This is a genomic window from Plantactinospora sp. CNZ321, from assembly GCF_004217235.1.
Genome location: NZ_SHKQ01000001.1, coordinates 7317449 through 7331446 on the forward strand (window position 1 = coordinate 7317449; position 13998 = coordinate 7331446).

Sequence of the window (13998 nt, forward strand, 5' to 3'; positions counted from 1 at the left end):
GCCATGACCTCCGGTCCGCACGTCCTCTTCCTGAGCTGGCGAGACACCCGCCATCCGGAGGGCGGCGGTTCGGAGGTCTTCCTCGAACGGGTCGCGGCCGAGTTGGCGGCGCGCGGCTACCGGGTGACCCTGTTCTGCCAGGCGCACGAGAACGGCCCCGCCCTGGAGGCGATGGCCGAGGGGGCCCACATCCTGCGTCGCGGTGGCCGCCACACCGTCTACCTGTACGCGGCCCTGGTCTACCTGGCGGGGGCCCTCGGCATCGGCCCGCTCGCCCGGCGGCGGCTGGGCCGGCCGGACGTGATCGTCGACGTGTGCAACGGCATGCCGTTCCTCAGCCGGGTCTACGCCCGCCGCCCGGTCATCGCGCTGGTCCACCACGTGCACCGTGAGCAGTGGCCGGTGGTCTTCGGCCCGCGGGTGGCCCGGATCGGCTGGTGGATCGAGTCGCGGCTGGCGATCCGGGTCTACCGGGCGTGCCGGTATGTCACCGTCTCCGAGTCGACCCGCCGGGAACTGGCCGGGCTCGGCGTGGATCCCGGGCGTATCACGGTGATCCACAACGGCACGCCGGACGTCGTCGGCCCGCCGGTGCCGCGTACCGCCCACCCGAGCCTGGTGGTGCTCGGCCGGCTCGTACCGCACAAGCGGGTGGAGCTGGCGCTGCGCGCCACCGCCCTGCTCGCCGCGGAGCTGCCAGAACTCGAGCTGGTGGTGGCCGGTCAGGGCTGGTGGGACGAACCGCTGCGGCAGCTCGCCGCCGACCTCGACATCACCGAGCGGGTCCGGTTCACCGGCTTCGTCGCGGAGGAGGGCAAACACGAGCTGCTGTGCCGTTCGTGGTTGTCGCTGGTGCCGTCGCTCAAGGAGGGTTGGGGGCTGACGATCGTGGAGGCCGGCGCCCGGGGCACCCCGTCCGTCGCGTTCCGCGCCGCCGGCGGCGTCGCCGAGGCGATGGCCGACGGGCAGACCGGCATGCTGGTCGACGACGAGGTCCAGTTTTTCCAGGCGGTCCGGGCGTTGTTGTTGGATTCGCACCGGCGCGCGGAGTTGGGCAGGGCGGCCGCCGTCTATGCGCGGCGCTTCACCTGGTCGGTGTCGGGGGCGGCATTCGCCGAGGTGGTTGCCGGGCAGTTGCCGGCCGCCACGTCGCGGCCAGCGGATCAGCGGTTGCCGTAGACGTCGCTGACGGGGGTGTCGGCGGTCTCCTCGGCGACGTGGTCAGCCGACGGGCTCACCGCGCCGACGGTCGCGAGGAGACTGATGAATCCCAGCGCCGCGCCGAGGACGGCAGCGACGGCGAACGTGGCCAGCTTGGCCATGGCTCTACCTCCCCGGGTTCACAGGTGGGCGGACCATACCACGATCGACGCCGATTGAGCAGCAGCGCCAAGAGAGCGATTACCACGACCGCCGCGGCGAGCAGATGTGCGGCGGCCGTGGGCCAGCGCCGCGCGGCGGGCGGCGGCGGGACGGCAGCCGGGTTCTCCCACAGTTCGAGGTGCGGGCCGGTGAAGACCGGACGCAGTCCGGCGAGGGCCGTCGCGGGCCGCTCGACGCCGGATTCGCGCCGGACCAGCACCCACCGGATCCCCAGTTCGGCGACGGGGCCGTCGGCATCGAGCACGGCGCGGACCAGCGCCGCCCGGGGATTCTCGCCGTCGACCGTCACGTCGCCGACCCGCAGCGCGTCGTTCATCAGCACCGGCGCGTCCAGGTAACGCGGCGCGGGATCGCGGACCACGGTGCCGTGCGCCCAGCCGTACCGCTGGTAGCCCTCGAACGGCAGCGAGAGCACCTCGCCGGGCGTGCCGGCGACCCGTGCCGCCACCGCGTCCCAGTCGGCCGGGTAGGCCACCGGCCGGAGCTGCCCGGCGGCGCCGAAGGCCAGGTCGGGCAGGATCGCCACCGGCAGCAGCGCTGCCGCGACCAGCACGACCCGGCCCGCCGCGGCGTCGAGGCGTCGCGCCAGACGGCCCGCCAGCACCTCGGCGCCGAGGGCCACCCCCAGCGCCAGCAGGACCGCGTACGGGATCAGGAACTTCTGCCCGTCACGCAGCATCCCGGCGCCCGGAACCGTGTCGACGAGCCGTTCCAGGACCGGCGCGCCGGGCGCGGTGCCCGCCGCGGCGAGCAGGAACGCACCGGCCGCGAGCAGCCCGAGCCGGCCGGCACCACCCGGCCACCGCCTGCGCAGTTCCCGCACCCCCACCACGGCCACGGCGAGCAGCACCAGCGTCGCGACCGGCACGAGCGGCGAGGCCCGGCTGACCGGAACCGTCTGGGCGTTCCAGATGCCGCCGGTGCCGGCCAGCGCGGCCCACGAGCCGCCCCAGTTCTCGGACCGCGCGGCGAACGCCGCGACGCCCTCCGGATCCGACCGGCCGTCGGCGGCGCTCGTCGCGGCGGCGACGAGCCAGGGCGCGTTGAGCGCGGCGACCGCACCGAGGGCGACGGCGGTGGCCCGGCGCCAGCCGGGGAAGCCACCGGGCAGCAGCACCGCGACGGTGCCCAGCGCGATCACGCCGCCGGTCGGGGTCACCGCGGCCGGCGCCGCCGCCAGCACCAGGCGGGCCAGCCCGCCGGGCCGGCGGGTGCGCACGTCCCGCGCCGCGGCGACCAGCCAGGGCAGGGCCGCGTACGCCAACAGGAGGCCCCACTGCCCGAGCAGCAGCCGCTCGGCGAGGTACGGCGTCCAGGCGTAGGCGAACGCGCCGGCCACCCGGGTGAGCGTCCGCCCGGTCGGCATCAGTCGGGCCATCCCGAGCGCCGCCAGGTAGACGATCGCGACCAGCGCGATCCGCTGCACCAACCAGCCCGGCGCGACGAGGTTGGCGGCCGACACCAGCGCGTCCAGCGGCACGGCGCGCGGCAGGGCATCGGCCGGCGCGACCATCTCCCAGCTCATCGGCTGGCGTGGCACGAAGACCATGTCGTAGCGCAGCACGTAGCCGGGCAGGGCCAGCGGGGCGAGTACCACGGCGGTGATCGTCGCCGCGACGGCGTGCGGCGCGGCGCGCGGAATCAACCGGTGGCGCACCGGCTATCCGACCGGCTGCGGCACCAGTGCGCCGATCTCGATCTCGTCGGTGCAGAACGTGGCCGCCGGGTCGGCCACCGTGAGCTGGACCGCGTCGCCGCCACCCGACACGAGCAGGAACATCGCGTTGAGCCCGCGGTGCACGTCGAACGGCACCACCTCGCCGCCGCCGAGTTGGAACGTAGCGGTGGTGTCCCGGTCGCTGAGGTAGGCGATCCGCACCGCCTGCCAGTAGTCGACGACCGTGCCGGCCAGGGAAATCCGCGCCGGCTGGCCACCCGTGACCTTGTATCCGCAGCCCGGCGCCGGCCCGGGTGCCGCTTTGACGCCCTTGACCCAGGCCGGCCGGATGTGGCCGGATTCATCGAAGATCCACAACTTCCGGGCCCTGGTGACGAAGACCGGTTCTTCGTCGAGCGGCGCGAAGAATCGCGACTGGAGGTTCCACGGGTGGGACAACCCGGGGACCACGGCCTCGGGCACCGGCTGGTCCATGAACACGGTTCCCGGCTCGGCGGCGGCCAGGTCGGCGCGGGCCGTGTGGAGATAGTCGCGCCCGGCCTTGGACTGCCAGTCGGCGCCGAAGTCGACGCCGCTGTAGACGCTGCTGCCGACCAGCAGGACCAGGCCGACGGCGAACGCGGTGGCGAACGCCTGGGGGTGGCGGCGCATCGGCGCCGGCTCGGCGTCAACGGCCGACTGCCTGACTCCGGCCGACTCCGTGGCTCCGGCGGGCTCGGCCCGGCGCAGGCCGCAGAGTGCCACGCCGACGCAGAGGGCCGCGACCAGCAGCACGTCGCCCAGATAGCGCGGTACCAGGCCGGCCACGCCGCTGAACCCGGACCCGAGCCGGGTGGCGCCGATCAGCCCGCCGGCCAGCGCGGAGTAGAGCGCCAGCAGGGTCCACGCCCGGACCGCCACCGCGCGGCGCAGCCACACCGTGCATCCGACGAGCGCCGCCACGATCGCCCACGAGACCACCTCGCCGGTCCGGGTCAGGGCGACGATGGCGGGACCGTCCGAGGCGTCGAGCCAGGTCCATGGGCCGCCCACCAGGCCGGCGGGGAGGGACTGCCCGTAGAACTGCTGGAGGAACGTGCCCACCTCGGCCGCCGAGACCGGCGCGCGCAACGTCGAGGTGGACGCCGACAGGTAGCCGGCCAGGTACACCACGGAGATCCCGCCGAGCACCAGCCAGGCGGGCCACCAGTGGCGGATCGTCGTCAGCACCGCCCGCAGCGGCCCGCCCGGTGCGTAGAGGCAGAGCGTCAGCAGGAAGACCGCCGCGACCACCAGCAGTGCCTTCTCGAAGAAGAGCAGGGCGACGACGACCGACGCGCCGAGCGTGACCAGATGACGGGTCCGGCGGGTACGGAGGTAACGCACCTGGGCCCCGATGGCCACGATCATGGCCAGTTGCATCGGCAGCAGGTTGATCCCCACCGCCCACCACGCGCTGTCCTCCAGCGTCAGCGGGTTGAACACGAAGAGGCAGAGCGGCCACAGCAACGCCCAGCCCGCCGGCAGCAGGAGACGCAGCAGCCGGTAGAAGGCGATGCTGACGACCAGCTGACCGATCAGCATGAGCGAGGCGTACGGCCAGTACTCGTACTCGGTCAGCCGGTGGGTTGCCCAGGTGAGCAGCCGGGCGGCCGGCATGAAGTGGTTGTTGTAGAGCCCGAAGAGGTGCTCCGGGCTCAGGCCACCGGCGTCGGCCTGACCGATGATCGGGAAGTCGTCGGCGGTGAGGTAGCCGCGCGTGGTGATCGACGCCCGCCAGAGCACGCTCGCGGTGATCAGCACGACGGCGGCGATGTGGACCGGGTCGACCGCCCTGGCAAGAGCGCTGCCCGGCGCGGCCGATGTGCTGCGCGCGGCCGTGGTCCCCGGCTCCGTCATCGGGTCGGTTCCACGCGACGGAACAGGACCATGTTGACGTAGCGCGGCCGTGCGACGACGATCCGTCGGGCGAGGCTCTGCGCCACCCGGCGGACCGCCGCCCGCTGGTGCGCGACCAGGTCGAAGTCGGGCAGCGGCACCCAGCGGTCGTCCGGCATGACGTACGGCCGGTAGCCCCACCCGTCGAGCAGCGTGAGCACCGGGTCGATCGGCTGGATCCGCTCCTCGACTTCGACGAGCAGCAGCGGGCCGTCCCGTCGGATGGTGCGCTCGGCGCCGCGTAGCGCCGCAAGCTCGTGGCCCTCGACGTCGAGCTTGACGAACCGCACGTCGGTGAGGCCGAGGCCGTCCACCGTGATCCGTTCGACGGTGACCGACGGGCCGTCGCCGTGCTCCACCGACGAGGTGCCGATGCCGGGGCCACCGGCGGGGACGAAGAGTTCTGCCGTGCCGGACCGGTCGGAGGCGACCGCCTCGACGACCCGTACGTCCGGGTAGGCGGCCGCCACCGACCGCGCCAGTTCGGCCGCCGGCTCCACCGCCACTACCCGGTCGGCCAGCCGCCGCAGGCCGCGCGTCCACGGCCCGTACCAGGCGCCGACGTCCACGGCGGTGCCGCCGCGCGGCGCGTAGCAGGGCAGCCTCGCGAGCTCCGGTTCGACCCGTGGATAGGCGAACCGGACGGTGGCGCCGACGACACGGGTCGGGAGCCTGGCGGCTAGCCGCGAGCTCAGGTCCGTGGACAGCGTGCTGGCCATGGTGTGGAACCTTAGACCCTTTCCTGCGGGTGGGTAGACCCGAGGTTTCCTCGCCAGTAACCTGCACTGACCAGCGGACGATTTCCGCGCCGGGCCGGCGGGAGGGTGCGGCGATGACAGAGGCGGCCGGTGTGGCGGTCGACGCAGCGGACGGCGTGGCGGTCGACGTCTGCGTCGTGGGCGGCTGTGGACGGGTCGGCCTGCCGCTGGGCATCGCGCTGGCCTCGCGTGGCCTGCGCGTCGTGCTGTACGACATCGACGCCGCCGCGGTCGACCGGGTCAACTCCGGTGCGCTGCCGTTCGCCGAGGCGGGCGCCGCAGAGCTGCTGACCGCTGCGCTGGCCGCCGGCCGGTTGCGCGCGAGCACCGAGGCGAGCAGCGTCGGCCTGGCCGACACCCTCGTCGTGGTCGTCGGCACGCCGGTGGACGAACACCTCAACCCGGACCTCGGCGCGGTGCCCCGTGCCCTGGAACGCTGCGCCGAGCACCTGCGCGACGGGCAACTGGTGGTCCTGCGCAGCACGGTCTACCCGGGCGTGACGGCGCTGACCGAGAAGCTGCTGGCGAGTCGGGGCCTCGGGGTCGACGTGGCGTTCTGCCCGGAGCGGATCGCCGAGGGCCAGGCGATGACCGAGCTGTTCACCCTGCCGCAGATCGTCGCGGCCCGGACGCCACGGGCCAGACAACGGGCCGAGCTGATCTTCCGCCGGCTCACGAACTCGATCGTCGCGCTGGAGCCGGAGGAGGCCGAGCTCGCCAAGCTCTTCACCAACACCTGGCGGTACGTCAAGTTCGCCACCGCCAACCAGTTCTGGATGATGGCCAACGACTTCGGCCTCGACTTCGCCCGCATCCGGCACGCTGTCGCGTTCGACTACCCGCGGGCGGCCGACCTGCCGATGCCCGGCTTCGCCGCCGGTCCGTGCCTGCTCAAGGACACCATGCAGCTGGCGGCGTTCAACCGGAACAACTTCGTCCTCGGCCACTCCGCGATGTTGATCAACGAGGGCCTGCCGCTGTACCTGGTCTCCCGGCTGGAGGACCGGTTCGACCTCGCCGCGATGACCGTCGGCATCCTGGGCATGGCGTTCAAGGGCGGCAGCGACGACACCCGCAGCAGCCTGGCCTACAAGCTGCGCAAGATCCTGACGCTCAAGGCGCGGCAGACCCTCTGCACCGACCCGTACGTGGTCGACGACCGGCTCCTCCCGCTCGACGAGGTACTCCGGCGCGCCGACCTGCTGGTGATCGCCGCGCCGCACGGCGACTACGCCGACCTCGACACCGACAAGCCGCTCATCGACATGTGGGGCCTGACCGGGCAGGGCGTGCTGGTGTGACGCCCCGGGTCTCGGTGGTCATCCCGGTCTACAACGAGGGCGCGGGCGTCGTCCGCTGCCTCGACCGCATCCTGCGCGAGGTGTTGCTGCCGGCCGAGGTGCTCATCGTGCACGACATGCCGGAGGACACCACCGTCCCGTACGCCCTGGAAGTCGCCCGCCGCGACCCGCGGGTCCGCCCGGTGCTCAACACGTACGGGCCCGGGCCGGCGAACGCGATCCGGTTCGGCATCGACGCGGCACGGGCCCCGGTCGCCGTCGTGACGATGGCCGACGGCTGCGACGACCCACGGCAGATCGACGAGCTGGCCCGGCTCGTCGACCGTGGGGTGGTGGTCGCTGCCGCGTCCCGCTACATGCCCGGCGGGCAGCAGGTCGGCGGGCCCCGACTCAAGCGGATGGCCTCCCGGTGGGCCGGGCGCAGCCTGTGGCTGCTGGCGCGGGTCGGCACCCGCGACGCGACCAACAGCTTCAAGGCGTACGACACCGACTTCGTCCGCGAGGTCGGCATCGAGGCCCGGACCGGGTTCGAGATCGGCATCGAGTTGACCGCGAAGGCGACCCGGCTGCGCCGGCCGGTCGCCGAGATCCCGACCATCTGGCTGGATCGGCAGCTCGGTGAGTCCCATTTCGACCTCGGGCGTTTCCTGCCCAGCTATCTGCGCTGGTACTTTTTCGCCTTCGGTCGACGACTGACCGCGCAGCAGCTCGCCGCGCGTTGGGCGGCGCGGCGCCCGGCGTCGCCCGCGCCTGCGCCAGCGTCGCCCGCGCCTGCGCCAGACACCGCGACCGGCGATGTGGCGACCGACGACGCGGCGCGGTAGAGGAGATACGGATGGCAACGGTGCTGGTCACCGGCTCGGCGGGCTTCATCGGCGGCTACCTGGTCGAGGAACTGCTCGGCCGCGGGCACGACGTGGTCGGGCTCGACAACCACTCGAAGTACGGGCCGGTGGCGCACAGCTACGACGGCCATCCCCGCTTCCGGTTCGTCGAGGGCGACGCCCGCGACGCGGCGCTCCTCGCCGACCTGCTCGCCGGCTGCGACCACTTCGTCGCCGGCGCCGCGATGATCGGCGGAATCTCCTACTTCCACACGTACGCCTACGACCTCCTCGCCACCAACGAACGGATCATGGCGGCGTCCTGTGACGCGGCGATCGCGGCGCACCGGGCCGGCCGGCTGCGCAAGGTCACTTACCTCTCGTCGTCCATGGTGTACGAGTCGACCGACCGCTGGCCCAGCCGGGAGGGCGACGAGCGGCACGTCCCGCCGCCGCAGTCCTCGTACGGCTTCCAGAAGTTGGCGGTCGAGTACTACGCGCGGGCGGCCTGGGACCAGTACCGGCTGCCGTACACGATCGTGCGGCCGTTCAACTGCGTCGGCGTCGGCGAGGGGCGGGCGCTCGGCGAGGCGGAGGTGCTCTCCGGCAACGTCAAGCTGGCGATGTCGCACGTCGTCCCCGACCTGGTGCAGAAGATCGTCAAGGGGCAGGACCCGCTGCACATCCTCGGCACCGGCGAGCAGGTGCGGCACTACACCTACGGCGGCGACCTGGCGCGCGGGATCGCGGTGGCGATGGAGCACGAGGCGGCGCAGAACGAGGACTTCAACCTCTCGACCGCCGAGTCGACCACCGTGCTTGAGCTGGCCGAGCTGATCTGGCGCAAGATCAAGGGACCGGACGTGCCGTTCCGGTACGTCAGCGACGAGCCGTTCGCGCACGACGTGACCAGGCGGGTGCCGGACGTCTCCAAGGCCCGCGAGGTGCTCGGCTTCACCGCGACGACCGACCTCGACGCCATGCTCGACGAGGTGATCCCGTGGGTGACCCGGGCCGTGCACGACGGCCGCCTCTAGCGCCGTGCCGATGACCCTCGGCCGTCGGCACGGCGGCGGTGATCGGGCCGTGCCGACCTCCGCCCGGCGGCGCCTCGGCATGTCCGGGGCGGCGGTGGCCGTGGCGGGCGCGCTGACCAGCGGCCTCGGCTACCTGGTACCCGTCCTGGGCGCCCGACAGCTCGACCCCGACGACCTGGGCGCGCTGGCCGCCGTCCTGGCGATCGCGGCGATCGCCGGCGTACCCGGAATGGGGTTGCAGATCGCGGTCGCGATCCACCGGGCCCGTACGCCCGGCGCGGCGAGCGGCCGGATCGGCTGGCTGACCGCGGCCGTCTGCGCCGGGGCCGTACTGGTCCTGACGCCGGCGGCGAGCACGCTGCTGGACCTTTCGCCGGTCGTGCCGCTGCTGCTCGCCGTCTATACCGGCGCCGTGGTGGTGGCCGGCAGGTGGCTGGGCGAGTTGCAGGGCGACGAGCGATTCCTGCGCCTGGCGCTCGGCATGGTGGTGCTGGCCGTCTGCCGGTACGGGGGCCTGGTCGCCGGCCTGCTGGCCGGCGCCGGCCTGACCGGGTCGGTCCTGGCGGGTACGGCCGTCGCGCTGCTGATCCCGCCGGTCCTGGCCCAGTTGACCCGGTCCCGGATCGACACGTCGGGCGGCACCGGCATCACCACCCGGCAGGTCGTCACCGCCTGCTCGGCGACGCTCGCGATGCTCGTCGTCTCCTACGCCGACCTGCTCCTGGCCCGCCACCTGCTGCCCGCGGACGCCTCCGGCGCCTACGCGGTCGGCACGGTCCTCACCAAGGGCGCGCTGTGGGCGCCGCAGGTCGTCACGGTGCTGGCGCTGCCACGCCTGGCGCAGGGCAGCCGGCGGACCCTCCTGGTCGCTCTCGGGCTGGTGGCCGGCTGCGGCGCGTCGCTGGTGGCGGCGTCGGCGCTCGCCGGTGGGCTCGCGTTCCGGCTGGCGGGCGGCGCCGACTACGTCGTCCTCGGCCGCTACGCGCCGGTCTTCGCTGCCACCGGCGCCCTCTACGCGCTGGTCTTCGTGCTGGTCAACGCCCAGGTGGCGGCGGGCGCCCGGTGGCCGTCCGCGCCGTTGTGGGCGTCGACGGTCGGCCTGTTCGTGGTCGCCGAGTGGCTGGTGCCGCACACCTTCACCGCGATCATGTGCTGCGCGATCGGCACGGCCGCGGTGGCACTCGCGCTCACCGCGCTCACCGCGCTCGCGGGTCAGACGAGCCGGCGAATGTCGCCGTACGCCCGGTAGAAGCCGCCCCGCGAGGTCCGGCGGCGTCGCACCGGGGAAGATCCGCGAGGCGCTCGGTGGGACCCGGTGGCCATCCCTCGTACTTCAACGCGCGGCGGCTGCGGTGTTGGCATCGCTGGTTCTTTCCTTGAGCGCCTCGATGTCGCGCGCCATTCGCTGGCCGATGTGTCCGATGAGGCGGGTCAGGTCGGCGCAGTAGACCGATGGATTGAGAAAGCCGCTGCCGACCCGGTAGCGGTGCGGGTAGTAGCCACCGCCGCAGATTTTGTGGATCGGGCAGGCCAGGCAGGTGTCGCAGAGCGCGGCGGAGCCGCGCTGCCGGGCGACGACTCCGGGATGCAGCAGGGCGTCGTCGAGCGAGTTGTTGAAGATGTCCAGGCCGGTGGCCGGCGCTCCCTCGAAGGACGATTTGAGGGAGTCGACAAGTTCGAACGTGCCATCGGTCTCGATGACGATTATTCCGGCGGCGCCGAGCCCGACGGTCTCCGACCGACCGGTCCCGCCGAGGATGAGCGTCATGATCTCCTCGAAGAGGAAGATCCGGGTGGGCGGGGGCGCGGTGTCGTACCAGCGGTCGAAGATCTGAATCAGCCAGTCCGCGTGCGGTGTCGAGCCGGGATCTTCGCCCCGACCCGGTGGCGGCTCATTCCAGTTTCCGTGCGGCAGCAAGAAGTTGATCATCGGGGGCGAGCAGGCGAGCAGCGCTTCATACACGTCGATTGGGTCGTTCGCCGTGTCTACCGTGCACAGGACGCCGGCGAACAGGTCGCGGTAGGCGGGCCGACGCAACCGCTCCAGACCGCGCATGACGAGGTCGTAGCTGCCGCGCCCATCCGCGTAGCGGCGGTGCCGGTCGTGGCCTTCGCGGTCACCGTCGACGCTCACGCCGACTCGGATGTGGTGCTCCCGCAGCACCGGCAGCACGTTGTCGTCGAGCAGTACGCCGTTGGTCTGCATGGTGAGCGTCACCGGGCTGCGAGCGGTGGCCGCGTTTCGGAAGGCTGTCGCCGCGTACGCGAGCGTGGACGGGCCGGCGAGCAGCGGCTCACCGCCGTGAAGAATGACTTCCACTCGGGACAGTTCGTTGTGCGCTCTGATGTGTTCGCCGATTCGTCGCGCTGCCTGGTCGATCGTTTCCTGGGTCATCGCGACCGGCTTACCCCGCCAACTTTGGTCGGCGAGCTCGTACATGTAGCAGTAGTCGCATGATAGGTTACAGCGCCCATGTAGCTTGATGATGAATTGATAGAACGGCACTGGCCGCCAATGGGGATCGGCCAGTGCCTGCTTGACCACCTCCATCGTCGGCCACTCGTCAGGGTCCACCGCCGACCGTTCGGCCTCCTGCTGGTTCATCGACCCCTCCTACTTGTCGCCTGGTTGAATCCTTGTGCCAAGAATCCTTCTGCCGGCGTGCGACGCCATCCGGGCCGCACGTACCGGCAGAAGGCAGGCGGTCTCAGTCCACCGGAGCTACCGACTCGATCACGCCCCGCATGAGCGGCGCGATCAGTCGATAGGTGCCACCCCGTTGTCGAACGCCGGGTAGCCCTGCTGCGCCACCCCGTTGTCGAACGCCGGGTAGCCCTGCTGTGCCGCCCCCTCCTCGCCACCGCGGTTGAGGGTGCCGGCCGATTCGCCGACGACGCGGGCCAGCGCACGGCTCAGCGCCGTGTCGTCGGATGCCGCTGCCTGAGCGTTGCTCACCCCGACGCCGACGGCCGCGGCGGCCGCCGCAACCGCGGTCGCCGCGATGATCGCCGCCCGCCTGACCTGGTCCTGTCCGGTTCGTTCCGGCATTGAATTCTCCTCTCGCCGGTGCTACTGCTTCCTGGTTGACGCTCTGTAGACGCCGGCCTCTGCTGCCACGTGGCCCGGCGCGGGAGCGCCGCTGGCACAGCTTCACCCGTGAACCTTCAAGAGATCTTGTCCGATCCTTGAATTGCCCGGTCAACAGCGGTGTAGGCATCGACCGGCCCGAGAGCCGCGGCCTCGACCCGGCGCATCCGGCGGTGCAGCAACACCGCGCCGGTGAAGACCATCGGCGCGACGAGGGCCCGCAGCGAAGTGAACGGCATGCCGAGCAGCAGCCCGCTGGTGGCGCCGAACCCGATCGCGCTGGCCCGGTGCGCCCACACCGCCCGGAGCTGCCCACGGAACGTCGACGTCCCGTGGTGGTGCAGCGGGATCGCCAGCATCAGCAGTCCGACCAGGAATCCGTTGAAGACGGCGACCGTGCCGATCGCCACGAACACGTTGAGCCCCGGCACCAGCAGCAGGGGCACCAGCAGCAGCCAGCCGAGCTGGACCACCAGGGTAACCAGGACCGCCTGCCGGATGGCGACCCCGGACGCCCGCCACAGCGAGGGTGCCCGATCGGCCGTGACGGTGGGGGCGGTGAGCGGCTCGACCGGACCGAGCCGGCGCTCCAGCCGCCGGGCGAGCAGCACGTAGCACGGGGCGCCGAGCACGATGCTCAGCGGAAGGACGAGGTAACCGAGGGCGAAGTGCACGCCGACCCGTACGCCCCAGAGCAGGATCTCGCCGAGGATGTCGTGTATCCACTGTGGCCAGGTGTCGGCGAACCACTCGAACACGGCGGCGGTGCCAGCCTCGATCGTGTGCGCGATGCCGAACATCACCAGAGCCAGCAGCACCAGCGGAGCCACCGCGTAGGGCCAGAGTGAAGGGCTGCCGAGGAACCGCCCGGCGCCCCGGAAGAAGTAGCCGATCCCGGCACCGAGGTTCACGATCGGCCGGGTGCCCTGATAGGCGGCGGTCCGCGCGGTCTGCGCCGCACCAGACGCCACCGAGGCAGCCGTCTGCGCCGCACCGGACGCCACGGAGGCCGCGGCCTGCGCGGCTTCGCCGGCCATCGCCCGGCCCACCCGGCGTACCGCCTCGACGTCCGGTACGGGCAGTTGCCGGGGAATCCACTGCCGCTGCGGATCGTCGGCCGAGGGCGGCTCCACCGGCACCAGTGCGGACGCCTCGGCCGGGACGACCTGGTGCGGCAGGGGATTCGCCACCGGTACGTCGGGCGGGGCGGCCTCCCCCGGACGGATCGGGATCGAAGGTTCCGGCTCAGGCGTACGCATCAGCCTCGACGACCTCTCGTTCATCGGGTAAGCCGTGACCGCGCTTGCCAGCGGGTTCGGGGGCTGCCCTGGCACATCTCAGACGGGGAGGATCTGGACTTCGTACTTCCGTATCTCGGGATCACGCGTGACCAGTGCAAGCTGCTCGCAGCGTGCCTGAGCGACCAGTATGCGATCGAATGGATCTCGATGTATCGGCGGCAGCCGACCCGCGGCCATGGCGTGGTCGGATGTGATGGGCAGCTCCCGGAAGCCGCTGCCCCGAATCCGCTCCGGTAGGTCGGCCGGCTCCTTGAGCTTGCCGATCGACTGCTTGATGGCGACCTCCCACACGGTCGCGGCGCTGACGTACACGTCTGGCTCGTGGTCCAGCCGATCCTTGAGGTCGTCGGTCAGGGTCGGATCGTCGGTCAGCCACCAGATCACGACGTGGGTGTCCAGAAGCAGGCTCACCCGGTCATCCCGAAGTCGCGCGCGATGGCCTCGTTCACCTCGGGGGCGTCCCAGTCCTCCGTCGCGACAAGGCGATTCCGAAGGGAGCCCCGGCCGATCCGGTTCACCCGGTTGACCAGTGGAATCACCTTCGCGACCGGGGTGCCGGCCCGGCTGATGACGATCTCCTCGCCGTGTTCGACTCGATCGATGATCCGCGACAGGTTCGTTTTCGCGTCGTGGATGTTGAACTGGGCGGCTTCGTGCGACATGTTCCCTCCTTAGCTAGGAGGTTAGCTCAGGTCCCTGCCGGCTGGTGGC

13 protein-coding genes are annotated in these 13998 nt (G+C 72.0%); 5 read left to right on the plus strand and 8 right to left on the minus strand.

What is annotated here, in order from left to right; translation table 11 throughout:
- Positions 1–3 precede the first annotated feature (3 nt).
- Positions 4–1179 (plus strand): glycosyltransferase, encoded by a 1176-nt coding sequence (locus EV371_RS31800; protein WP_130465309.1) that lies wholly within the window; start codon positions 4–6, stop codon positions 1177–1179.
- 55 nt (positions 1180–1234) lie between these two features.
- Here EV371_RS31800 and EV371_RS31805 read toward each other — a convergent pair whose 3' ends face one another.
- The 3 genes from EV371_RS31805 to EV371_RS31815 are packed head-to-tail and all read right to left on the minus strand — an operon-like array spanning position 1235 to position 5697.
- A complete protein-coding gene (locus tag EV371_RS31805) occupies positions 1235–3040 on the minus strand; it encodes an MmpA family trehalose lipid delivery protein (RefSeq protein ID WP_349338874.1) in 1806 nt (601 codons plus the stop codon).
- A 3-nt stretch (positions 3041–3043) separates the two neighbouring features.
- Positions 3044–4939 carry a hypothetical protein gene (locus EV371_RS31810; protein WP_130465310.1) on the minus strand — a complete coding sequence of 632 codons (1896 nt, stop codon included), beginning with the start codon at positions 4937–4939 and terminating at the stop codon, positions 3044–3046.
- Positions 4936–5697, minus strand: a complete 762-nt coding sequence (locus EV371_RS31815) for an FkbM family methyltransferase (protein ID WP_130465311.1) — start codon at positions 5695–5697, stop codon at positions 4936–4938. Before EV371_RS31815 ends, EV371_RS31810 begins: the two co-directional genes overlap by 4 nt.
- Positions 5698–5810: 113 nt before the next feature.
- Between EV371_RS31815 and EV371_RS31820 the strand changes: the two genes are divergently transcribed.
- From EV371_RS31820 to EV371_RS31835, 4 genes are read left to right on the plus strand one after another with little or no spacing between them, the layout of a single operon-like run.
- A complete protein-coding gene (locus tag EV371_RS31820; RefSeq protein ID WP_130465312.1) occupies positions 5811–7037 on the plus strand; it encodes a nucleotide sugar dehydrogenase in 1227 nt (408 codons plus the stop codon).
- On the plus strand, positions 7034–7861 hold the full coding sequence (locus tag EV371_RS31825; RefSeq protein WP_130465313.1) for a glycosyltransferase family 2 protein: 828 nt from the start codon (positions 7034–7036) through the stop codon (positions 7859–7861). The genes EV371_RS31820 and EV371_RS31825 overlap by 4 nt, the downstream gene beginning before the upstream one ends.
- 11 nt (positions 7862–7872) lie before the next feature.
- Entirely contained in the window at positions 7873–8898 is a 1026-nt protein-coding gene (locus EV371_RS31830) for an NAD-dependent epimerase/dehydratase family protein (protein ID WP_130465314.1), read from the plus strand.
- A 10-nt stretch (positions 8899–8908) separates the two neighbouring features.
- Positions 8909–10147 carry a polysaccharide biosynthesis protein gene (locus EV371_RS31835; RefSeq protein ID WP_130465315.1) on the plus strand — a complete coding sequence of 413 codons (1239 nt, stop codon included), beginning with the start codon at positions 8909–8911 and terminating at the stop codon, positions 10145–10147.
- A gap of 84 nt (positions 10148–10231) precedes the next feature.
- Here the strand turns inward: EV371_RS31835 and EV371_RS31840 are convergent, their stop codons facing one another.
- From EV371_RS31840 to EV371_RS31860, 5 genes are all read right to left on the minus strand, one after another.
- On the minus strand, positions 10232–11503 hold the full coding sequence (locus tag EV371_RS31840) for an FxsB family cyclophane-forming radical SAM/SPASM peptide maturase (RefSeq protein ID WP_130465316.1): 1272 nt from the start codon (positions 11501–11503) through the stop codon (positions 10232–10234).
- Between the two features lie 153 nt (positions 11504–11656).
- The gene (locus EV371_RS31845) at positions 11657–11947 is read right to left on the minus strand and encodes a hypothetical protein (RefSeq protein WP_130465317.1); all 291 of its coding nucleotides are present in this window, start codon (positions 11945–11947) and stop codon (positions 11657–11659) included.
- Positions 11948–12063: 116 nt separating this feature from the next.
- Positions 12064–13245: an EI24 domain-containing protein gene (locus EV371_RS31850; RefSeq protein WP_165436887.1), complete on the minus strand. Its 1182-nt coding sequence runs from the start codon at positions 13243–13245 to the stop codon at positions 12064–12066.
- A 78-nt stretch (positions 13246–13323) separates the two neighbouring features.
- Positions 13324–13698 carry a type II toxin-antitoxin system VapC family toxin gene (locus tag EV371_RS31855; RefSeq protein WP_130465319.1) on the minus strand — a complete coding sequence of 125 codons (375 nt, stop codon included), beginning with the start codon at positions 13696–13698 and terminating at the stop codon, positions 13324–13326.
- Positions 13695–13949, minus strand: coding sequence for a type II toxin-antitoxin system prevent-host-death family antitoxin (locus EV371_RS31860; RefSeq protein WP_130465320.1), 255 nt, complete (start codon positions 13947–13949; stop codon positions 13695–13697). The genes EV371_RS31855 and EV371_RS31860 overlap by 4 nt, the downstream gene beginning before the upstream one ends.
- Positions 13950–13998: the final 49 nt, after the last annotated feature.